Annotated in this window: 16 protein-coding genes and 3 pseudogenes; 10 read left to right on the top strand and 9 right to left on the bottom strand. The window is 59.6% G+C overall.

Features of this window, described 5'->3' with window-relative positions:
* Positions 1 to 742: 742 nt before the first annotated feature.
* Positions 743 to 1,120: a low affinity iron permease family protein gene (locus EOA13_RS33945; protein WP_127297602.1), complete on the bottom strand. Its 378-nt coding sequence runs from the start codon at positions 1,118 to 1,120 to the stop codon at positions 743 to 745.
* A gap of 471 nt (positions 1,121 to 1,591) precedes the next feature.
* On the opposite strand from EOA13_RS33945, the gene EOA13_RS33935 reads away from it, so the two are divergent.
* Positions 1,592 to 1,891 carry a DUF1236 domain-containing protein gene (locus EOA13_RS33935; RefSeq protein WP_013525105.1) on the top strand — a complete coding sequence of 100 codons (300 nt, stop codon included), beginning with the start codon at positions 1,592 to 1,594 and terminating at the stop codon, positions 1,889 to 1,891.
* 116 nt (positions 1,892 to 2,007) lie between these two features.
* Here EOA13_RS33935 and EOA13_RS33930 read toward each other — a convergent pair whose 3' ends face one another.
* Together EOA13_RS33930 and EOA13_RS33920 are read right to left on the bottom strand one after the other, a co-directional pair.
* Complete coding sequence (locus EOA13_RS33930) at positions 2,008 to 2,343, bottom strand: metalloregulator ArsR/SmtB family transcription factor (RefSeq protein WP_245441379.1); 336 nt, start codon at positions 2,341 to 2,343, stop codon at positions 2,008 to 2,010.
* Positions 2,344 to 3,123: 780 nt separating this feature from the next.
* A pseudogene (locus EOA13_RS33920) lies at positions 3,124 to 3,377 on the bottom strand (amino acid synthesis family protein); the annotation flags it as partial.
* A 109-nt stretch (positions 3,378 to 3,486) separates the two neighbouring features.
* On the opposite strand from EOA13_RS33920, the gene EOA13_RS38145 reads away from it, so the two are divergent.
* The 4 genes and pseudogenes from EOA13_RS38145 to EOA13_RS33905 all read left to right on the top strand — a co-directional run bounded on the left by EOA13_RS38145 (position 3,487) and on the right by EOA13_RS33905 (position 5,176).
* Positions 3,487 to 3,651 (top strand): hypothetical protein, encoded by a 165-nt coding sequence (locus EOA13_RS38145; RefSeq protein ID WP_164780510.1) that lies wholly within the window; start codon positions 3,487 to 3,489, stop codon positions 3,649 to 3,651.
* 157 nt (positions 3,652 to 3,808) lie between these two features.
* A pseudogene (locus EOA13_RS33915) lies at positions 3,809 to 4,075 on the top strand (SOS response-associated peptidase family protein); the annotation flags it as partial.
* A 68-nt stretch (positions 4,076 to 4,143) separates the two neighbouring features.
* On the top strand, positions 4,144 to 4,386 hold the full coding sequence (locus tag EOA13_RS39125) for a hypothetical protein (RefSeq protein ID WP_127297601.1): 243 nt from the start codon (positions 4,144 to 4,146) through the stop codon (positions 4,384 to 4,386).
* A 505-nt stretch (positions 4,387 to 4,891) separates the two neighbouring features.
* Entirely contained in the window at positions 4,892 to 5,176 is a 285-nt protein-coding gene (locus EOA13_RS33905; protein ID WP_127297600.1) for a hypothetical protein, read from the top strand.
* A gap of 94 nt (positions 5,177 to 5,270) precedes the next feature.
* Here EOA13_RS33905 and EOA13_RS33900 read toward each other — a convergent pair whose 3' ends face one another.
* Positions 5,271 to 5,561: a hypothetical protein gene (locus EOA13_RS33900; RefSeq protein WP_127297599.1), complete on the bottom strand. Its 291-nt coding sequence runs from the start codon at positions 5,559 to 5,561 to the stop codon at positions 5,271 to 5,273.
* A gap of 737 nt (positions 5,562 to 6,298) precedes the next feature.
* Here EOA13_RS33900 and EOA13_RS33895 point away from each other — a divergent pair.
* From EOA13_RS33895 to EOA13_RS33845, 4 genes are all read left to right on the top strand, one after another.
* A complete protein-coding gene (locus tag EOA13_RS33895) occupies positions 6,299 to 6,511 on the top strand; it encodes a hypothetical protein (RefSeq protein ID WP_127297598.1) in 213 nt (70 codons plus the stop codon).
* Positions 6,512 to 7,114: 603 nt separating this feature from the next.
* Positions 7,115 to 8,158, top strand: coding sequence for an alpha/beta hydrolase (locus EOA13_RS33885; protein WP_127297597.1), 1,044 nt, complete (start codon positions 7,115 to 7,117; stop codon positions 8,156 to 8,158).
* Positions 8,159 to 8,198: 40 nt separating this feature from the next.
* Entirely contained in the window at positions 8,199 to 8,729 is a 531-nt protein-coding gene (locus tag EOA13_RS33880) for a DUF1003 domain-containing protein (RefSeq protein ID WP_127297596.1), read from the top strand.
* 3,478 nt (positions 8,730 to 12,207) lie between these two features.
* Positions 12,208 to 15,570, top strand: coding sequence for a DEAD/DEAH box helicase (locus tag EOA13_RS33845; protein WP_245490559.1), 3,363 nt, complete (start codon positions 12,208 to 12,210; stop codon positions 15,568 to 15,570).
* A gap of 78 nt (positions 15,571 to 15,648) precedes the next feature.
* Here EOA13_RS33845 and cyoD read toward each other — a convergent pair whose 3' ends face one another.
* The 5 genes and pseudogenes from cyoD to EOA13_RS33815 all read right to left on the bottom strand — a co-directional run bounded on the left by cyoD (position 15,649) and on the right by EOA13_RS33815 (position 21,129).
* A complete protein-coding gene (gene cyoD, locus EOA13_RS33840) occupies positions 15,649 to 16,059 on the bottom strand; it encodes a cytochrome o ubiquinol oxidase subunit IV (protein WP_127297593.1) in 411 nt (136 codons plus the stop codon).
* Positions 16,056 to 16,742 carry a cytochrome (ubi)quinol oxidase subunit III gene (locus EOA13_RS33835; RefSeq protein ID WP_127297592.1) on the bottom strand — a complete coding sequence of 229 codons (687 nt, stop codon included), beginning with the start codon at positions 16,740 to 16,742 and terminating at the stop codon, positions 16,056 to 16,058. The genes cyoD and EOA13_RS33835 overlap by 4 nt, the downstream gene beginning before the upstream one ends.
* A complete protein-coding gene (gene cyoB / locus EOA13_RS33830) occupies positions 16,739 to 18,742 on the bottom strand; it encodes a cytochrome o ubiquinol oxidase subunit I (RefSeq protein WP_164780513.1) in 2,004 nt (667 codons plus the stop codon). The genes EOA13_RS33835 and cyoB overlap by 4 nt, the downstream gene beginning before the upstream one ends.
* 2 nt (positions 18,743 to 18,744) lie before the next feature.
* A complete protein-coding gene (gene cyoA, locus EOA13_RS33825; RefSeq protein ID WP_127297590.1) occupies positions 18,745 to 19,767 on the bottom strand; it encodes a ubiquinol oxidase subunit II in 1,023 nt (340 codons plus the stop codon).
* Between the two features lie 518 nt (positions 19,768 to 20,285).
* Positions 20,286 to 21,129: pseudogene (locus EOA13_RS33815) on the bottom strand (MBL fold metallo-hydrolase).
* A 432-nt stretch (positions 21,130 to 21,561) separates the two neighbouring features.
* Between EOA13_RS33815 and EOA13_RS33805 the strand changes: the two are divergent.
* Positions 21,562 to 22,542: a transcriptional regulator GcvA gene (locus tag EOA13_RS33805; protein ID WP_245490558.1), complete on the top strand. Its 981-nt coding sequence runs from the start codon at positions 21,562 to 21,564 to the stop codon at positions 22,540 to 22,542.
* Positions 22,543 to 22,622 lie beyond the last annotated feature (80 nt).

The following is a 22,622-nucleotide window of genomic DNA, read 5'->3' as shown; positions in this document are numbered from 1 at the left end:
CTCCGTGAGCGCTAGCCGCCTTCGGCAGTAGATGCCGGCCGCGTCCCGCTCGTAGCCAAAAGCAACTGCCTGCTGGGCGTTCGGCAACTTTAGTGCTCCGACTGTGCCTCCCAGATGGGCCATATAGGGGACCTGATGGCGGAAAAATCCAACGGTGAGTTTGGTATGCTTGCCGGCAAAGAGCCTGAAGCAGACGGGACGGCCGACCAGAAGATCACCACACGGCGGAAAGACGTCGGTAGCGCCACAGATTGCGCTTACCCAGGCATCCGGGCGGCGTCAGCAGGTCGACATGCGTGACCTTCGCCAAGTATATTGCCGGCCAAGGCTCGTTTCTGAGGGTTAGCTTATGAAAGCCCGCCGCGTCATTTGCGAAGCGGCGGGCTTCATCCGCCCCAACTTGTCAATGCAACCTTGATGCCAAACCTTTTTGGCTCTTTATAGGACAATGGGCCCCTCCGACAGCGATCAAACAGACATCCAAAATGCCAGCAGCAGGGCGCATAAGGAGAGACGAGGGCAGCGGTGGCAAAAAACACGCCCTGCCAATCTGGCGGTGGCTCGGATATCAACTTGTCGGGGGGCGGCTGATTGTCATTCATGAAAGCAATTTGCGACGCCAAGTGTAGTTCCCCCTGATCCTTCAGGTTGTCGGCGGAAATGCTCGTCGCCTACCGAAGACCAAAAAAACTCAAAATCGCCAAGACGACGACCACCGCACCAACGAGCCAAATGAGATTGTTCATGATCTCTCTCCTGTTGCTTTCGAAAGTTCGCGCCTGGCAGCCCCGACTGTTCGGGACGCTTCTTCTTCGAGCTTTACAAGCTTCTCCCTGATCTCGTCCGGCTCGGCATGCTCCAATCCGACAACGTCGTTCCTGGTTTCGTTCAGTGAAACGATGATCTCGTCGAGTTTTGCGTGAATGGCGGCGGTATCGCGATAGCCTTGTAAAAGGACAACACCGGTGATCACGATGGCGGCAACCGACAGGGCATAGGTGACCGCATTTGTCAGTCCAAATGGCACCAGGGCGGTGCACACAACCATTGCCATGAGCATGACATAGAAGCCTGGCGGCCGAGATAGGAAGTCGGAGGCCGCGAAAAGGAACCGATTCATATGCTGGCCAAGGTCATCAAGGCCACCAGTGCGGTAATCGCCACACAAACAGGCACCGCCGCCAGCAGGCCTGCCTCTAAGATCCGACTCTCCTTGTCGCGCAACATCAGGTCACCTACTGCAGGTTAAAGATACAGGGTTCGTCGTCGGACGTTGCTGCGCCGATCCACCACATGCCAGCCAAGAACGAGTGCCATCACGAGAAAGGGAACAGCCGCGAATAACCAGCGTGCTTGGTCCACACTTTATCCATCTGCATCCTTCCAAATTCGAGAGACAACAGCCGCAGAAGCCAAGCGTTCCAGCCGCTGCCGCTGACAGGACCAATGCGGTTTCCAGAACCAGACTTAGGTCCCAAGGGGACTAGACCTAAGTACCTAGGGCGGAACGTTTAGGGCGGCTCCATGTTTCAACTTGCCGGGCGGCGCGGGACGATGATCGTGTTGCGCCCGTCCCTACAGGAGTGCAGATATGAACATGCTTCTAAAGAACACCGCAGCAGCGATGTTGCTATTGGCTGGGATCGGCTCAGCCGCCGCGGACGACATCATTATCCAGCCGGAACAGGACACCGTCATCCGCGAATATGTGAAGAAGCAGCCCCTGGCGTCGGTCAAGCTCCCCGGCGTGGAACTGAATGTCGGGACAGCTCTGCCGGAAACGGTTGAGATCCATGAGGTCCCCAACGTCAAATACCGCTACGTTGTGGTCGACAACCGCACGGTGCTGGTGGACCCGGGCACCCGAAAAATCATCAAGGTTTATGACTGAACGAACCATCCAACCCCGCCGCCATCGCCTGGCGGCGGGGTCGAAGCTTACAAATCTCCACAATCCGGTGACGAGCCTTGAAGTCGCGACATCGCAACCTTCCAAAGGTCCGGGCTTCATGGATGATGGTCGCGGCCAGGCAGAGTTTTCCGCTCAACAAGCCAGTCCAGGAGCTCAAGGACTTTCAGGGCAAGATCTGTGCACGAGTAATACGCTTTATGGCGCTCCTGCCTCCGGGTGACCAGACCAGATTCTCGCATCATGCCGAGATGCTGGGAGAGTGCTGAGTTGCTAAGCCCCAATCGCGGCGCCAGATCAGAAACGGATATTTCTCCGTCAGCAAGAATCATTAGAGCGAGAAGGCGCTTTTCATTAGCCATGGCAGCGAGCAGTTCGGCGGATGGCGCATGAATGCTGGGCTTTTCGGGATTCATGATGTTGCCCTCGCTCACGCGTCGAGCGCGCCTTGCGCCCCGAAATGTAAAGAAGCGGCCTCCCTTCACGGCAGCGGCGGGCGTCCCAATAAGGATGTGCCGGGATCGTCGCGTGCCCCGGCGCGCCAGAACTATTAGCGTGGTGTATGTTCCATCAGAAGGGCGTCGCTGTCTCACGGCCAGCCTCGGCGGCTAAGCGCCTTAGCTCCTGGATCGGCCTTTCTTCGAAGCCTGGGGACCCTTGGCTTCGGCAGCAAGGCGTTGTTCTCGAAGTCGCGCAGTTTTCAAATAACGCGCCTCTCTCTCGGCCGCGTTAGCAACTTTTGCCTTGCGGTCTGCGCGCTCCAAGACCGTTGAATTTACTGTTCGCTAAATTGTTCCCGTCAATCGGCGACTGCCTTCCTGACGCATGCCGGCACCAACGAAGCAAAAGCCCGCCACCTGCGTAGCGATTTTGAAAAGGCAGGCAATTTGGGGGACTGTCCAACCAGTTACCGCGATAGGGCTTTCCGGGGTCAGAGGTGCCGGATCGCAACGCCACGTGTCGGCCGTGGAGTTTCCTCTCGAAGCAGGCGGCGACAGCGTCGATGGCCGGGGATGAGCGGCAAGGACGCCTGTGCGCGTGCCGTCAGTGTAGAGAGCTGATCGGTATCGCAACGGTTTCGCAGTTCGGCAAGCACCTTCGGATCCAGAGAGCCTGCACAGCAAGCCTGGCAAGCTCTTCGAAATAGGCCGCGAGACGGTAATCGGCACTCGCCGGCTTTGACATTGGTGACGTTGTGGAACCCAGCGCAAGCCTCACATCGCTGCTTCGTGCTCGATCTCTTTCATGTCCTGAAAGCGGACGCAATCGGTGGGTGAACCCGGCCGCCGTCCGCAGCACCGATGGCCACGACGATCTCGTCGGCAGCCGGGCCGTCGGCGATCTGAAAATTGGCGGTGATGAAGTGTGAGCGGCGACCGTTCTCGCTCTTGTGCATCATCTGAAGCGACAGCAGCGCGCCAGGCGCGCTGCGTGTGTTGCACAATTCCCGATAGGTCGTGCCGCCCACGAGGTCAAGGAAATTGCTTCTCGCCTCGCGGATAATGGCGTCATTAACATGGGCTAATGCGAGAGACCCTCCGAGAGGGTAATGGAGAGTTTAGCGAAAGGGCTGAACGATGACGATAGTCGAACTGGCTTTCGATTTGCTTGCGAAGAAGCTCGCCGCCCGCACCGGCATTTCCAGCGAAGAAGCTAGTGACCTCGTCGCCAATATGGGAGCTGATTGGTCGTCACTCGTGCGAGCAGCAAGGGTAATGAAAAAATACTCCGGTGTTGCCTGACCCGCTCGGCCTGGAAGGACTTCCTCTTCGCGCTGAGGGCACAAACGACCAGCTTGATGGGACGATCGTCAGGCCATAACGGAGGCCGCGTGGCATGCGCATTGCCCAGGGCGCACTCGATCACCTGCCAAAAGACTATGCCGACAAGGCGACCGGCGAGTTGATCCGGACCTTCGCTGTCGTCACCTGCGAGCCTAATACGTTGATGGCGACGATCCATGATCGCATGCCGGTTATTCTGGCGCCTGCCGATTACATGCGCTGGCTCGGACCGGAACTGGATCCACGCGACCTTATGAAGCCATATCCTTCGGAGCTGATGAAGATGTGGCCGATTGACAGGAAGGTCGGAAGCCCGCGAAACAACACGCCGGACATCATTGACGAAATTGGCGTGGGACCAAACGACCTTTTCGACGTTTGAGCCTTTACAGGGAACGCCCCCGATAGGAATATTGTCCTCAGGTGGGGCGACTCTCAAAAGGTGTCGCAATGGCTAGGTCAAAATCCTCAAAGCAGTTATCACAGGCTGAAATTGATCGCTTCCTGGTGGCAGCGGAAGCGCTGCACCTAAGCATCATCAAGCCGTTCATATCGCCATATTGCGACCACTACAGGCAAACGCGCGTCCTGCATGAGGTGCTGTTGAGGGCCGTGCGGGACGTCACCGGGAAAGAGGTCGAGTTCATCCGGTGGAATACCACTGGACCGGTGCTGCCCTCTAAGGGTGGGTAAGCGCCTAGCGGCGGGGATCGATCAGGCCGAACCCGCAGAACTGACAATGCCCGCGATGCGGATAGCGACGGCATCATGTCCGCCGTCGTAAATTCTCGTGAGGACGTGTTCCGCAGCTTCAGCCCTTTGGGCAGTGCAACCGCGAAGGTCGCCACCGCCCAACCTTGCCTGCCTGATGGCGACGCAATCCCAAACTCCCCACAATCCGTCGCGCTCAACATGACAATAGAATATGTGCTTGTGATTTTCCATGCAAGGTAAACCCCCAGCATCCGCATTGGGTCCAATCTATCCAGGAAGGTGGTTAATGGGCCCGCGTTTGCCGATCGCACTTTAGGCTGGCCCCACGGTGGACTCTTCACTGCACCGGCCATTCTCCACGACACCAGCGCGCGTCAGACGGCTGCCGATGCGGAATCGGCGAGATGCGGGAACAGAGTTCAGACGCCGACGTTTTTTTCCCAGGTCACGCGATTTGCGCGTGTAGAACTAAACGGAGGAAAAAATGAGCATCAAAATGCTTACGATGGGCGCGATGGCGCTCGCAATGATGACGGGCTCAGCGCTGGCAGGCAGCAGCACCACTTCCGCGCTCGATGATCCTGCAAAGATGTCACCTTTCTTCACGGATGCCGGCATGAAAACCTTGAGGTCGGAAGCGGATTTCAAGACCGCATGGATGTCCATGAAACCGGATGAACAAAAGGCGGTGCGGAAAGACTGCGGCGACACCACGCTCAACAAGTCGCACGCTGATTTCTGTGCCATGGCCAAGAAGATGGGTGGCTGAGAATAACCGCTCTAGGCATAGTTCCCGAACGTATTCGGCCCGTCCCTTAGGCACGGGCCTTTTTCTGCGGGCCATTCCCTTGCGAGCCATGTTGCTAAGCGCTCCCGTCGGTCTCACTTTCCTCGTCAATCATCCGGACTGGCAGATAGGCATTCGTTTCCAGCCACTCACGCAAGACGACCTGAATGAGCTCCGACCGGCCGATTTTCATTTCAGCGGCAATGGAGTTCAGTGCGTCCTGTGTTGCTGGCTCTAGCGGGAGGCCGGCGACGTTCCGGAGCATCAACGCAGCGCGCCGAAGCATGATCTGCAGATCCGCTCGCGACATGTCGGCGATTCTATCGGCGGCGTTCTCAAGCTCTTTGGCGAAGGATGATAAGGGCATGGCTCTCATCCTAAAGACAACAGCGGAATAATACACAGCAATTAAATTGAACAACGGGTGTATCGGGGAACGCCAAAAAATTGTCTTGGTTGGATTGGCAGCAGAGATCACGTTTCACCTGGGCGGGCATCAATGGACGAAAGGACATGAGATGCACCTTGCTGAACCTACCAAGTATGCGGTCCAGGGACAGCGCCATTCACAGCGTATGCAGAGAACCGGCATCGCCAACGGCGGCTGGCCACTGTGGACCGAGGCGGAGACAGAAATATGCCGCTCGCTCTATCCAGACTACAAGGCCATGCGCAAGGCGTTGCCACATCGCACCCAAGCCGCCCTGGCGACACGATGCCAGACACTAGACATAGCTAAGAGGCGTCGCGTCTGGAGGGCAAAAAGTATGCATTGTTCGGAGACTCGATCGGACAGTAAGTGCCTCAGAGCTTTGCCCCGCTTTTCCTGACCACAGTCTCAAGAAATTGTGCTGCAGAGGCAGCGCCCTGGGCCTTTCCCGCCCTAAAGTTCGCTACAAGCTTACTGGTGTGCCTTTACTCGACGAACTTCGATGGAATGTTGGCGACGAAACGTAACATGACCGACCTTGACGAATTTGCGAGGTCCAAGCGCTACTTCCGTCACAAAAATTGGAGGGGCGCCCGAGGATCTGTCGATTACAACGCCATCGTGCGCGGAATACGAGAACTTGGCGGTACAGTCCACGTCGAATGGAGCGACCAATGAGCGCCTTCTTCCGGTGCCGGGTCGAGGCGACGATCGAGCACATGATAGCCCTTCTGGATGAGATGGATGGTGATCCGAATATGGAGGCGGAACCTGTCGAAGAACAGCATGACCGCGAATCCGTGGACCTCAACTCTGTCATTGAACGCGTAACTGCGAGGGCTATCCACAGGTCGCCAAGATTGGTAAAACGCTCCGAGCTTCGTTAAGGTCTCGTTAACACTCTGAGAGCATCGTTTGCGTGGGTTCGGTTCGTCTGAACCCCTAATCGCCTACGAAGCCCGCTGCCTAACCCCAAGCCCCCCGCCCAGGCAGCGGGCTTACTTTTCCAAAGAGAGCAACGTTGGCAGACAGCGCTCACCGGTTCAATTGAGCCTGAAAGCGTGTACGAACGGCGAACAAAGACCGCTTTGGGTCCGATTCGGCGGAGCCGTTCGCCAAAGGCTTGGCGGAACTGCGAGAGCTTAGCAGCCGGCATCGATGCCCAATCATGTGCGCGGAAGCCGTCTGGTGGCGGTGCCACCGCCGCATTATTTCCGACTACCTGCTCGGAGAAGGCGAACGCGTCATGCATACGCTTGGGGCCGGTCATGCCGAGGAGGCCAGCCTGACGCCAGGCGCTGTGTGCGCGATGATGGAACGATCGTTTATCCCGGGGAGCATCTCCTCGGGACGCAAGCATGGATCATTGCAAGATCGCGGCCATGGCGATCGCCAGGCGTTGAAAAGCCTTCCGCGCCAGGCACAGGGTCTGGCGGAACAAGCTGCGACCTCGAAGGTTGGGTCTCGCAGACAGCTTCTAAGGCACGCGCATGGCGTTGGACAGAGACGGGGCGAAACTAGCGGCCGGATTGTCCGTCGCTGCATTAGCGGCACTAGCGGGATACAACGCCATCCGCGCCAAACGTGCGATCGCCAGCCTGACATGCGGACGTATGATGGCAGTTGATGGTCTGCGCCTGCATTTTATCGAAGCCGGAACCGGCATGCCGCTGCTTCTCCTGCATGGCAATGGATCCATGGCGGAGGATTTCAAGTCGAGCGGCGTCTTCGATGAGGCGGCAAAGACCTACCGGGTGCTCGCATTTGACCGTCCCGGCTTTGGGCGAAGCTCACGTTCGCGCACCCGGCGCTGGTCCGCTTGCGACCAAGCCGACCTCATACATGCCGCCGCCGGCAGATTGGGTATTAAGAAATATCTCGTGCTTGGACATTCCTGGGGAGCCTGGATCGCCCTCGCGTTGGCGCGCAGGCATTCTTCATCGGTCGCCGGCATTGTGCTTGTCTCAGGCTATTACTATCCGCCACCGCGGCTGGATCTTGCACTGGCCGCACTCCCGGCATTGCCGGCGATCGGAACGGGGTTTCGCCACACCTTGTTGCCGCTGCTTGTGCAGGCTTGCCTGGCCTTGGGCAATGGAAAAGATATTTCGACCCGCTATGATCGCCAGCGACTTCGCCGCATCCGCCAAGGATGCCGCCAGCCGCCCTTCCCAACTGCGGGCGGATGTTCGGAGTCAGCATCTATGCTGGCCGCGGCCCTGTCGAAGAAGGCCAGCTATAAGGACATTTCCGTACCGACCGGCATCCTGGCGGGATCTGGAGACCGGTTGTTCGATGCGGAACGGGATGCACGGCGCCTGCATGCCGAAGTTAGTGGGTCTCTCCTCGAGGTGATTCCGGGCGCTGGCCATATGGTTCATCAGAGCGCCCCGCAGGCAGTAGTCGGTATGGTGCACACGGTTTCAGCACGGCACGCCCTTTCCCAATCGGGCCGTCGGCAGCGACGTAAGCTGCGTGCGGACGAGTTCAGGCCAGGTCCGGCTCCGCAAATGTTCCAGGCGGGCGACAAGTGACGCCGCTTGCACGAGATCGTCGTTCAAACGAGCTTTCCAAATGAGCGACCAACGTCCAGCCAACATGCATTCGGTGCTCCACCAGAACATAGAGGCACTGGTCGAGCACAGGCGACAACAGGAGGAGCGCCAAAGCGTTCAGGTGCGGATTGCCGGCGCTATTTCGCGCTTCGCGGGGAGCATGACTTTCGTCTATCTGCATCTCGCAATCCTCGTCGCCTGGATCCTTGCAAACCTACGCGCGATACCAGCCATCCCAGCTTGGGACCCAACTTTCGTGATCCTGGCCATGGTCGCTTCCGTCGAGGCAATCTTCCTGTCTACCTTCGTGCTGATCAATCAGAACAGAATGGCCGAACACAGCGAGCGCCGAGCGGAACTGGATTTGCAGATCAGCCTCCTTAACGAACATGAAACCACGCGGCTGATCGAGATGGTGGCTGCCTTGGCGGCGCGTCTGAATGTCTCCACCCCGGCCGACAAAGAGCTGCCGCAACTGGCCGAGAATGTCGATCCCCGAAAGGTGATGACCCAAATCCAGCAGGCTTCTGAAGATCAGCAGGAAGCTTGATCAAAGCGACCGCGCCGGCAAGCCGCCGCAGCGTACCAACCCAACACGAGCTTACAGCGAGAAACCATTCGCGCGGCTGCTGTAGGCCTGCAATCATCCTCATCGTCTGGGCACTTGGCTGTCGAAGCACCAAGCCCGTCTTGGCGTTGTCCAAGGCGACCTGAGGACGTCAATCGATCGCGGCAACGTATCAGCGGCGATAGCGCGGTACACTGGGGAGCCGAAGGTGTTCCCAACAGCATATATGATCACCAAGCCCTTCTTTCTGCCGCAGATCATAACGGCCGTATCTCAACTCTTAAATGCTCAGCAAGGTCCAGAAACTCACATCTAGGAATCGGATCTTGGCCCGAGCTGCTGACTGGATCGCACGCCGGCAAGTCTTACATGCCGTATCCTGCGCCGTGCTTCTGGCTCTTGGCCAATTATTTTCGCCTCACCAAAACTCCCGGAACATTCTGTCCATCCTGCGTTGGGCCGCGCCGGACAATCCCTCTTGCACAATCGCCTGTTGCCCGGCATCGGAAGCTGGATCCCCACAGCTTCAGCCCGCCTCGGCTCCCCTCCCGAGGCGGGCGGCGCGGAGTTGATGCAATGCATAGAGACGCCTTCACCCCATCAGAGCTGGCCGTACTGAGCCGCGTCTTGGCGCGCAGCAACCCCAAAAAACGAGACCGAAACCGAGAGAGAACGGGGCATCGCGCATCCTGGCTTACTACCAAGCTGGGATAACGGACGAGGACGAACTCGAACAGCTTTCTCGACAATCCCTCGGAAGGTGATGACAGTCTTCTTCTTGAGGGCTTCGCTTCGTTTTTGAGCTTCGGCCAATCGGCGCCACGCCGGCGAAGGAGCGTCCACACCTGCCCTTGGCTACCCGGCTCGATTCATTTGCTTTCGTTTCATTTCGAGCGTGCGCTCACTGGTTGAGCTTTCGGTCGAGTTCGTCAAGCAATGACCGATGCTCTCTGGGCATTTCGGCGTCTGTCGGCAGGCCCAGCAAATAGCGAAGTTGGCGACGATTGGCGTCCGATGAAATCCACTGCCGTATGAGGCGGGCTATGACCTTCTGTTTGTGCTTTGCCGATTTCTTCCATGTTGCGAACCCGAGCTGTCCATTGGTCGAACTCGGCGGCTCTTTGATGGTTCCCGGTTCTGCATAACAAACCGAGGCGGTCGAAGAGCAATCTGCAGGTTGGACGGTTACTGGCCGCATGACGGTGTCGACCGTATGATGACGCCGCTTGCAGGCCAGGGCGCGGCTTACGACTCGGCCTGGCCGACCATCAGTTTGGGTTGTCCAATGTTGTGCTCATACCGGCAGGGGCGGCCAGTCGTGTCCTTGCACGCTGCATCCGACCCTCGATCGCGGCTATGTCGCAATCACAAATATTGGCGGCGTCTTCGTGCGACAGTCCGATCATGCGAACCAGGACCGTGGCCTGGCGTTCCAGGACAGGCAGGCGGTCCATGGCACGAGCGATCCTTAGACCGTTTCCACTCCATGCCTGCGCGTCGCCAGCCAAGCGTTGCGACAAGCAGCCCGACGACCTCTCATGTCGAGGGGCCGCGTTTTTCTTGGCCAAATAGGTCATGCGCATGATGGCAAAGAGCCCAAGCTTCACCTGGGATTCACCGATATCGGATCGGTCATCCCTTTGATCAGCGTCTCGCAGACAAGGTCGTCAGCTTCGTCAGGGCTACCGCAGAGGGAGCGGGCGGATGCCCTCAATGCTGGAACAAGCTCGACGAGGTTCGTCTGTTCGTTGTCGCCTGATGGTGACGAGCGGCCAGATTGTGTTGGGCGTGTATCTCCGCAACGTCTGGATCGGAGGTGTCCAGTTGCCGACGGTATTCAGTCATTGCACCGGTTCTCCCGAGAGGGGTTTTGGTGCCGGACTGATGTGGTGGGGTGATGAGTCCAAGAAGCGGCAACTGCAATGTTGGTGTTCGGACTGGTCACTGACAAACCTTATCGACAGCGCGCGTGTCGGAGCTTAACCGCTCTATCATTAATGCCGTCATCGATCTGGTGCACTTACATAGAATAACGGACCCGGCCGGTTGCGGCGTTCTTCCGGTCGAGCCAATTGATTCTTATGACGCCATTGGTCCATCTGCCGGCAGTATGAAGTCCCAATCCGCTCGGCCTGACGGTAAACGTAAAAATCCAAATTTCAAGAATTTGACCCGAAGTGAGAGGCTCAGCCGCAAAATCTTGTCGCCATTTTCATCACGGCCTTCGACAAACATGTGCTGGCCGTCGATGCTCTTCAGTGACTCCCTCGTGAGGTCGATAAGGCCTTCGTATCCCGCGCGGCGGACTTCCTCAAGGCCGGTGCATTGGATGCCTATCTCGTCTTCGAAGGTTAGATCGCGATCGCCGCTGTCAAAGGAAATCGTGCCATCGGACGGGTTCCGTCACTACTGATTCGAGGGGTTCCGTTGATGCAGGTAGGTCGCGTCAAAATCTCCTGCGTGAGTGAGACCGGCCCAGTCCAGTGCATGCACTTTTGATCCCGAGGTCACGATGAGGCCCCTTCGTCGTAGTTCCTGGAGCATCCGGTTGCCGTGGACCGTAGACAGACCCAATGCATCCCCAGGGCTGTCTGAGTGATGGGAAGGTCCGCTACGTGATCCTGAATGCGCCCGACCGAGCGCAAGCGAATAATCAGGTCGCACAGAATGTGAGCCATGCGGGTATAGCCCTCACGTCTTCCCACATTGGTGACCCACTCCCGGTAAATCGCGGCAACGATCGCGTCGACCTGCTAAAAAGCGGTGGCGCTGCGAGGGCGCTGGTCGGAAATGCTGCGTAGAGCGTCGTGCCGCATGAAGCCTATTCGAGCCGGCGTAAGGATCGTGAAGTTACAATCCATGACCGACAGATGCAGTCCGTGCAGATCAGGAATGTCGCCGGCCACGAAGAACGAGGTGATTTGTCGCTTGCCTTCGCCCGTATGTTGGTGGAACCAACCAGGCCATCCAGAACAATAAACGAGTAAACAGGGCGGTCGCCCTCACGCACCAGATCGTGCTTGGCCAAATAGTCCCTTTCCTGATCGGAATGTCTTTCAGAGCCCCGATGTCAGCCTCTCGGAGACCGAGATGGTCTGAAGCTCGCGAATGAGTACATCCGAGGATGAGGTGGGAGACAAATTGACTACCTGGCTGATGTTGGCGGCCGAACTGTTATTCGCGCCAAAAGTTCGGCTGGCCGGCAAGGGGGTTCCGAAACGACGGCCGTCGCGTGGTTATCGTCATTTCGGCAATTCAGCATGTGCACATAAACTCCGGCGGACGGGCCACCGCGCGGCATGGCCCCACGCACGGAGCGTTCTGCCGGCGTCGAGCGTGATTCAAGGCGACAGAATCACAGCCGCCAGTTCTTAGGGCAGCTAGGAAGCAATGCATCAAGGCCGCACCGGCTGCCCCGTCCTGGAACACTTTAATGCGCGCCGCCAGGAACGGGGTCGCTGTGCTGACGTTCTTCTGGGGACAAGGTGAGATTTCAGTGAACAGGTATATTTCGCGGACGGATGTCGAACAAATCGATCACACGGATGACAGCGGGTTTGCGATAGAGCACGGCGTCCCGCCATCTTCAGCAATCGCGGCAGAGCTGGCCGGTGGTCTGGAGGCCAGCCGGCACAAGCACATTATCCATATAACTGCCTCGGAACGCAGCGCCGACGAGATCGTCGGGGCTTTGCGTCAGTTCCTGCCGCACGCGGAGATCATCTTGCTGCCGTCCTGGGATTGCGTGCCTTACGACAGGGTGTGGCCCACACGCGCCAATATGGGGCGGAGGCTTCGTGCGTTGTGCCACATGGCAACGAAGCCCGATCGTGCGCGCATCGCCGTAATGTCGATCGAAGCCAGTCTGCAGCGGGTGCCGCCCGCCCAGGTCATTGCTGGCGGTTTCGCAATTCTGGAGGTGGGACAAAAGTTCGACCGGGATGATTTCAGAACAAGGTCCGAAGCTTTTGGCTATGTCGTCGACGAGAGGGTCGACGAACCGGGTGAAATAGCTTTTCGGGGCGATCTCATGGACATCTTCCCCGCTGGCGCGGAGGACCCCGTTCGCGTCGTTCTTGGCCCAGACAGCTGCATTCGAGAGCTCAAGACCTACGATCCGATCAGTCAGCTCAGCGACCAGGTTCGAGACTCGATTGCTGTCGGACCGGCATCCGAGCTGATGTTTAAAGCTGGTGATCATCCTGAGCTGACAGCGATGCGCGCGACGTCGATGGAAGAGCGCCTGGTCGCATTATATGGCGCTATGCCATCTGTCTTCGACACTGCGTCGAGCGCCTCGATCTCCTTCCTTGAAGGGATCGACGGGCAGCCGCTCGACAAAATTCTGGACCTGATCGAGGATGCACGCCGTGCCAGGCAGGAGGCTGCCGGGCGCGAGAAACCTTTGCCGGAACAATTTTACCTGTCGCGTGAAGAGTGGGATGCTTCCGTGCGCAACCGCTCCACGAGACTTGCCGTTCCTGCCGAGCGAGTTCCCAAATTCTTTCGCCTGGTCCGGCCCGGGTACGAATTCGCTGAATTCGTGACAAGGCAGACAAGCGCCGGGGCCAGGGTGGTGTTGACCGGCGATGCCTCTGGACTGCAGCGAGCAGATCGCCTGCTCAATAGAAAGCTAGGCCGGCGGGCAGAGGAAGCGGTCGACTTACCGCAAATACTTTCGGCCGCGAGAGGCTCTCTTCTCAAGGCTGGCTTCGTCCTCGATGAAGGGTTTGTCGACGCGCAATCCGGTATCGCGATGGTCGCCGCAGCCGACCTGTTTGGCCCTGCGTTGAAGGTGGATGCCGGCATGGCCGCAAGCATACTCGAACCCGAGTTGCGCATCGGCGACGTCGTCGTCCATGAAGACCATGGCCTGAGCGTGCTCGCGGCGGTCGAACAGGTCGACTTGGCTGGTCAGCACCAGGATGTTGTCAGGCTGGAATATCATGGCGGGGCTTCCTTGCTGGTTCCGGTCGACGACTTTGGGAAAATATGGCGCTACGGCTCGGAACCGGAGGCAGTGTCGGTCGATCGCCTCAACGGCGAGGGCTGGCCCAAGCGACGCGAGGCTGCGTTGCGCGAGATCGACAGGCTGGCCAATCGCCTGGTGGGCCTTGCCAAGATGAGGTCCAGCCAGCCCGCCGAGATCATCAAGCCCTCCCGCGCGGACTTGGCCCGTTTTGCGGCGAAATTCCCCTATACCGAGACTCCCGACCAGGCCGCCGCCATCCGCGCTGTGCTCGACGATCTTTCCTCGGGGAGAACAATGAACCGGCTCGTCTGCGGTGATGTCGGCTTCGGCAAGACAGAGGTGGCTTTGCGTGCTTGCGCCGCCGCCGCTCTCTGCGGGAAACAGGTTGCGGTCGTAGCGCCGACAACCGTGTTGGCGCGCCAGCACTATGAGACGTTCAGCCGCCGTTTCGCAGGAACGGGCCTGCAGGTCGCCCACCTGTCAAGGATGGTCGGGGCAGCAAAGGCAAAAGCGGCAAAGGAGGGCCTGCGGAGCGGCCAGGTTGCGATCGTCGTGGGTACTCAGGCCTTGGCGTCAAGGAGCGTCACCTTCGCCAATCTTGGACTGCTGATTATTGACGAGGAGCATCGGTTCGGCGTCAAGTTGAAGCGGGCCCTGCGGAACATGGCACCCCGGCTACATAGTCTGAGCATGAGCGCCACGCCGATACCGCGGACGCTGCAATCTGCGTTGTCGGGCATCCAGGATGTCAGCGTCTTAAACTCTCCGCCCGCCAAAAGACATCCCGTCCGCACGATCCTGGCAGCGTTCGATCCAGCATCGGTGCGCGCGGCCCTCTTGCGTGAATTTCACAGGGGTGGACAGAGTTTCTTCGTGGTCCCGCGCATCGAGGACATTGGCCCGGTCTCTGGCCAGTTGAGCAGCCTGGTGCCGGAACTCGGCGTCAAGACGGCGCATGGTGAAATGAAAGGGAGGCAGCTGGACGAAGTCATGGTCGGATTCGCTCACGGTGATGGCGACATTTTGTTGAGCACCGATATCATCGAGAGCGGGCTCGATGTACCGCGAGCCAACACCATCATTGTCTGGCGCCCGGACCGGTTCGGTCTGGCGCAGTTGCACCAGCTAAGGGGTCGGGTCGGTAGAGGAGCGGTGCAGGCGGCTGCGTTTCTTCTGACGGAGCCTGGCGTTGAGCTGGCCGACGGCACCAGGGCCCGGCTTTCGACGATGCTTGCGCTCGATCGGCTTGGCTCCGGCCTGGCAATCAGTCAAAGGGACCTTGACCTGCGCGGCGCCGGAGATCTGTTCGGCGAAGATCAGGCTGGGCATATGAAGCTGATCGGAGTGGGCCTCTACGAGTACTTGCTGGAGCGGGCGGTCTCGGCGGCTGGAGAAGGGGCCGACCCCGACAAGCAACTGGCCGACATCGCTGGCCCGGAAAAAGGAGCCGTTCCCGAAAGCTATGTCAACGAGCCTACGGTCCGTGTTGGCCTCTATGCGCGGCTCTCTCGGATGCGTTCGGACTTGGACCTTGATGCATTCAGCGAGGAGCTCGAGGACCGCTTTGGAGACATGCCTGGCGAAGTGACCGTCCTGCTGGAACTTACCAGGTTGCGAATAGCAGCGTCGGAACTGGGTGTCGGCAAAGTCGATGTTGGGCCCGAAGCCGTCGCGATCACCTTGCGCAACAAGCCGTTGGCGTCCCAATGGCGGGACCGGAAAGCGTTGGGCCTGGAGTACCGAAACGGGCGCCTGATTTTCAGGCGGATCGAGCCCCGCGTCTCAGGCATCGATGCCGTTCGCTTGGCGCTAGATGCCATACGTGCAGTTCAGCCAAAGCACGAGGTCTGACGAGCCTTTTATCTCCACCCGCGGCGGTACAATGTGACCAGCTTCATATCACCTCAGCCAAGACTAGCAGGGCGAGGTTTAAGGCATCGTACCGGCTTGATGGGCCGTCATGGCGGCCATGTTCTCGTTCAGGTGGGCCATGATCCAAACCGAGCCCAGGACCACCAGCGCAACGATCAGCACGCCGAAGGCCAGAGCGAGAATGTTGTTGGTGTTGTCCGGCCCGGTGGTCAGGTGCAGAAAGAAGACAAGATGCACGCCCATCTGCGCGACCGCGAGCACCACCAGGGCCGAAATCACCGCCGGCTGGTAAATCAGATCGGTTTGAGCCGCCAGGAATGACGCGACCGTGAGCAGGATGGCCAGGCCGTAGCCGATCACATAGCCCAACAGCCCTCCAGCCACTTCGTGCTCGGTTATACGTTCCTCGCCCGGTGCGGAATCGCGGCGGTCCTGCATCTCGCCGGGCCTGCTCTCGACGTCGGTCATGGCGATGCTCCCAACAGATAGACCAGGGTGAAGATGGCGACCCAGATGATGTCGAGTGCGTGCCAGAAAAGCCCGAAGCAGTGGAGCCGCCGCAAAATATCCGACCGAAAACCCTTGACCCATAGCTGCGCCATCATTGTGCCCAGCCAGAGCAGCCCGAGCCCGACATGGGTGCCGTGGCAGCCAACGAGCGCAAAGAAGGCTGATAGAAATGCGCTGCGCGAAGGCCCCGCCTGCTCGCCGATCATCGCCGCGAATTCCTGCACCTCCAGAAACAGGAAGGCTGCCCCGAGCAATCCGGTGACGAGCAGCCAGGCCTGCGTGGCAGCCATCGATCTGCGATGGGTCGCGAGTGTCGCCAGGCCACCGGTGAAGCTCGACGTGAGCAGAAGGCTCGTCTGCACCGCAACGCGGGTGGGCTCGAACAAATCCTTGCCGGTCGGTCCGCCGGCGGTCGCCTTGGCAAGCACGGCATACGCCGCGAAGAAGGCCGAGAATATGATGATGTCGGACAGCAGAAAGATCCAGAAGCCATATGCCACGGTGACGAATTTCGAGGCCGGGCCGCCTTCTCCGTGGCCGGTCGCGGAGCGCACGCCATGTCGGCCGCCCTGACCAAGCCGATAGGGGTCTCGGGCCTGGGTGCCCGCGCCGAAGTCGCCGGGTAACGCGTGATCGCTCATGCCGGCCGCTCCCAGCCCCGCAGCCGGGCTGACTGTGCGGCCTTGCGGTCATCATCGATGCGCGCGACCTCTTCGGCGGGAATCTCATATTCCCCATGATCGCGCCAGGCGAAGACGACGAAGGTTGCGTAGGCGCCGATGAAGCCGACCATTGCCAGCCACCATATGTGCCAGATCAGCGCGAAGCCGATCAGCGTGCTGAAGAAGGCGGTGACGAAGCCTGTCGGGCTGTTGCGCGGCATCTCGATAGGCTCGTATCCTTCGTCCTTGTCGGGGCTCTTCTCCTCGATTGCCCGTTGCTTGATGCGCCAATAGGGCTCTTCGTTCTCGACGTGAGCCAGTCGCGCATAGTTGAAGACGGGGGGAGGGGATGATGTCGACCATTCCAGCGAACGCCCATCCCACGGGTCTCCTGTCTCATCGCGAAGCTTGTCACGATGCCGGATCGAAAGGAGAAGCTGTGTGATCTGCAGTGCGGCGCCGGCGATCATCACCAGCACGCCGAACGCGGCCACCACCAGCCATGGCGCCCAAAGATCCATGTCGATATGCTGCAGGCGCCGCGTCATGCCGAGCAGACCGACGATATAGAGCGGCACGAAGACCAGCATGTAGCCGGCCAAGGTGACCCAGAATGCGGCCTTGCCCCAGCCTTCGTGCAAGCGGAATCCGAACGCCTTGGGAAACCAGTAGGTGAAGCCGGCGAACGCGCCGAACAGCACGCCCGAAATGATGACGTTGTGGAAATGCGCGACGAGGAAAAGGGAGTTGTGCAGCACGAAGTCGGCCGGTGGAACGGCAAGCAGAACGCCGGTCATGCCGCCGACGGTGAAGGTGGTCACGAAGCCCAGCGCCCAAAGCATCGGCGTGTCGAAGCGGATGCGCCCGCCATACATGGTGAAGAGCCAGTTGTAGATCTTCACCCCGGTGCCGACGGCGATGACCGACGTGGCGATGCCGAAGGCGGCGTTGACGTCTGCTCCGGCGCCCATGGTGAAGAAATGATGCAGCCAGACCATGAACGAGACGATGCAGATGAACATCGTGGCCGCGACCATCGAACGGTATCCGAACAGCGGCTTTGACGAGAATGTCGAGAAGACCTCGGAGAAGATGCCGAAGGCGGGAAGCACCAGAATGTAGACCTCGGGATGGCCCCAGGCCCAGATCAGGTTGACGAACATCATCTGATTTCCGCCGGCTTCGTTGGTGAAGAAATGGAAGCCGAGATAGCGGTCCAGCGTCAGCATCGCCAGCGTGGCGGTGAGGATCGGGAAGGCTGCGACGATGAGCAGGTTGGACGCGAGCGAGGTCCAGCAGAACATCGGCATTCGCAGGTAGCCCATACCAGGCGCACGCATCTTGAGGATGGTCGTCACCAGGTTGACGCCGGTAAGCAGCGTGCCGACGCCGGAGATCTGGATCGACCACAGATAGTAATCGACACCGACGCCCGGCGAGTAGGTGGTCTCCGACAAGGGGGCATAGGGCAGCCAGCCGGTGCGCGCGAACTCACCGATGACAAGCGAGATGTTGACCAGCAGGGCTCCGGAAGCCGTCAGCCAGAAGCTGACGGAATTGAGTGTCGGAAAGGCTACATCACGTATGCCAAGCTGCAGCGGTACGGCGAAATTCATCAGGCCGATCATGAAAGGCATCGCCGCGAAGAAGATCATAATCGTGCCGTGCGCGGAGAAGATCTGGTCGTAATGCTCCGGCGGCAAGTAGCCCGGCCCGTGGATCGCCAGCACCTGTTGCGTGCGCATCATGATGGCATCGATGAAGCCACGCAGAAGCATGAGCATCGCCAGCACAATGTACATCACGCCGATGCGCTTGTGGTCGACCGAGCTTATCCACTCGTTCCACAGATAGGGCCAGTAGCCCTTCACCGTTATCCATCCAAGCACGGCGACCGCTGCCAGAAAGACGCCGAGAGCCGCGACGAGCGGGATGGGTTGATCGAAGGGAATGGCCGACGAGTCGAGCTTGCCCAGCATCGTCATTCCGCCCCTTCTGCCTGTGGATGATGCCCCGTCGGCGGCGCCGCCGCGGGCAATGCCTTTGGGCTCACCTGTGGCTCGCCGCCGGCGGCACTTTCGGCCGGCCCCGGACCCGGGGGCAATATCTGCTGAGCGACGGCATCGAACAGCCCGGGCTGAACATGGCCGAACGTGGACGGCGGCACGCTGGTGCTTTGCCGGGCGAGCTCGCGATAGGCATTCGCGTTGAGCACGCCGCCGCCGCCACGCACCGACGACGTCCAGCGGGTGAAGGCATCGGCTGAAACCGCGCTCACGCTGAAGTTCATGTCCGAGAAGCCGTCGCCGCTGAAGTGCGCCGACTGGCCGAAAAAGCTGCCCTCGCGGTCGGCCTGCAGATGCAACTCGGTCTGCATGCCGTTCATGACGTAGACCATGCTGCCAAGCTGGGGCACGAAGAACGTGTTCATCACGCTGGCCGAGGTCAGCTTGAAATGCACTGGAACGCCGGAGGGGATGACCAATTGATTGACCGCGCCCACGCCCTGCTCGGGATAGAGGAACAGCCATTTCCAGTCGAGCGCCACCACCTGGATGTCGAGCGGCGGCTGCGCGGAAGGGATCGGTTTGCGCGGATCGAGCTGGTACGATCCGTAATAGATCAGCCCGCCAAGGAAAAGGATGGTGAGCGTCGGGATCGACCAGACGATCAACTCGATGCGCCCCGAATAGGTGAACTCCGGGTCATAGCGCGCGTCGCTGTTCGAGGCGCGGAATTTCCATGCGAAGGCCAAGAGCGCAACAAGCGTCGGAACAACGATCACCAGCATCACCGCCAGTGAGTTCAAGAGGATCGTGCGGTTGCCCAAGCCAATGGGTCCTTGCGGGTCGAGCACACCCCCCGCGCAACCGGGCAAGAATGCGATTGCCGCGATCCAGAGCAGTTGCCGCCCCGGCTTGGGGCTGGATGGCAACAACACTTGCTCGGCCACCAATCCTGGAGAGGACGCGTTCTTGGGGCACGCGCTCTTGGCACTTCTCATCTGAAGCCTTCCTCTGAACTAACTTCAAGGCGCGTGGCCGGGGTGCCGCCCTCCGCCGGACGAAGGACCTAACTGGCGCTTCCCTGGTTTGTTCCTCCTCGCTGACTCGTGCACAAACTCCAATTCGGCGGCACGGCGATGGAGCACAGCTAAGTCGATCACCCCATCAAGCTGGTGGAGCCAGGACCGCTCCACGGTTTTGGCCCATGAGCGAATCGACGCCAGTCATGGCTAATGACGACCGGTGGGGGCCCGAACTTCTTGCCGATCGCCGCGCCGGCGGAGAGGACACGTCCTTCGGGGTGCTCGTTTCCATCTGACGTCTGCTCTTGACGGGGGATTTTTTCGGGGCTGGCCGCAAGTCGCCCAAGCGTGCGACGCCTAACTGGCGCCTCCCGGGATTGTTCCGCTTGTCAGTGTTTGGGCGACATGGGCGCGACCCGAGGGGGAACTCTACCTGCTCGAGAGATGGAGTTGTCCAACGTGACCATATTCACAACGACGGCGGCTCGGTTACCTCAGCTATTTGCAGCCGTCGCTGGCTCGCGTACGAATTTTGATCTCGGCGGGACGGCGAACACCGTGAAGCGCTCAGCCAGACTGTCAAGAGCTTTACGCATGCCCACTCCAGCGGCAGCCGCACCATGTCCAGTGATGACCATCTGAGGGTTCAGGGCAGCCAGACGCTTCACAGATCTTTCCGCCGCATCCCAGTCCGGCGTGAAGTAGCGCGGCGGACCGTGCATCTCGAGATCCTGGACGGCGACCTCATAGACCGACTCCTAACCGGTGGTGATGAAAGCGTCCCCTACGATCAGCGAGCGGTCTTCCTCGCGCCAGAGCGAAATGCGACCAGGGGCGTGCCCGGGTGTGTGCAGCCATTGCCATCCGGGCATTCCGGGGACCGATCCGTCGGCGGGCAAGAGTTCCAATCGGTTGCCAAGATCGATTGGCCCGCGTGGAAAGAGCGGCGAAAGCAGCGCCATCAGTCCGCCCCCGACCCACGGATCCGGTGGCGGATAAGATTCAGTTCCGTCCAAATAGGGCCGCTCGAGTCGATGCGCGAAGACGGGCACCTCCCACCTATTCGCGAGGGTCCAGAACCGTTCCCACATGGTCAAAATGGCCGTGTGTCAGGATAACCGCGGCAGGCCGTGCGTTGGTGCCAAACTGCTTTTCCGCGACCGCAAGAATACTGCTTCTCGACGTCGGCAACCCCGTATCTATTAGCACCCAGTTCCGATCTCCGCTGCGCGGTGCGCCGAAGAACACGACATTGACGATTGCCAGCCGCAAATAACCCAGGTCCGGTGCGACTGGTCGAGAGACGGCTGCAGGATTGCGAGGAGCCGGGTTGCCGATGCGTCGGCAAGCCGGTCCTCAAGGGGGCAATTTTTAGGTAGGCACCGGCTTGATCCGACCAGAATACAACGGCGGCCGAGAGTTAGGCCTGCCAAGGCCACTTCGCGCATTCGTTTCGAACCTGCGTACGACCAAGACCCAGGTCTGCAAGCTGATGGTCTTCGAGCTCGGCCAGCTGTCCACGTTGGCGGTAGAGTTGTATCCAACGCGATACTATCACAATAGGTCCTGTCGCATTGTTGATGATGTGACGAACATGCGTCGGCAACGACGACGGAGGCCTCCGCCCTTCAGTAAGCGGGTGATTGAACATTTCTCATCCTCTCGCTGCATCCATGTTGACGTGTCGCGCTGAAATGCTCCAATCTGCCCACGGGCGCAAAGCATGGTTTCTCGTGCTTGGCCGAATTTTTCTCATGACATGGTGGAAAATTGGCTCGCCGACTGCCATCACTCAACGCCCTCAAGGCCTTCGAGGCCGCGGCTCGCCACGGGAGTTTCACCAGGGCGGCGGACGAACTATCCGTGACGCAGGGCGCGGTGAGCCATCAGGTGAAGGCGCTCGAGCTCGAATTGGGCGTCAGGCTGTTCGATCGCGAACGTCAAAAGCTGAGCATCACGCGAGCCGGCCTCTCCTATCTAGAGGTGGTACGTGATGCCTTCGACCGTATAGCTCTCGGCACGCAACGCATTCAGCATCTATCCAGGGCCGGCGCGTTGACGGTCAGCACGTCGCCCGACTTTGCCGCCAAGTGGTTGGTAAATCGCCTTGGCAGGTTTGCAGAGATGCATCCGGACATCGACCTCAGGGTTTCCGCAACCATGCATCACGTCGACTTCGCAAGAGAGGACGTCGATCTTGCCGTGCGGCATGGCGATGGCAACTGGGCTGGGCATGATGTTGTCCGCCTGTGTTCCGAGCAGCTGTTCGCGGTTTGCAGTCCCAAACTTCATCAGCGGATGCGCGAGCCGTCCGATGTGTTGAAATTTCCGCTGCTGCATCTTGATGACCGGAAGGACTGGTCGGAATGGCTCGAGGCTGCTGGCGTGCGAGATGCCAAACTCTCCCACGGACCGGTCCTGAACCGTGCCAGCATGGTCATAGACGCCGCTGTCGACGGCCAGGGCATCGCACTCGCCCGCACCACGCTTGCGGCTTGGGATCTCATCAACGGGCGCCTCGTCAGACCGTTTGCTACGGCTCTGCGATTGTCCAAGACATACTGGATCGTCTGCCCCCGCGCGATGTCGATGGTCCCTAAAATCATCACATTTCGTGAATGGCTGTTGGCCGAGGCCGCTGACGACGTGTCTCGCCTCCAGACGCTCGATCCCTCGCCCGATGGCATTCAGGATCGGGCTGGCAAAGCCGCAACCAGCGAAGCAACAAAAAGGGCGGTTTGGCCGTTCTGATCAGTCGCATTGGCGGCTGGGGCATTCGAAGACATGACTACGCCGCAATTTTGTCATTTGCCGTAACCTTCGTGATGCTG

Source organism: Mesorhizobium sp. M7A.F.Ca.US.011.01.1.1, assembly GCF_003998295.1.
In the GTDB taxonomy this organism is placed as follows: domain Bacteria; phylum Pseudomonadota; class Alphaproteobacteria; order Rhizobiales; family Rhizobiaceae; genus Mesorhizobium.
The sequence above is the reverse complement of the archived record's forward strand: the minus strand, read 5'-3'. Positions and strand labels throughout refer to the sequence as shown.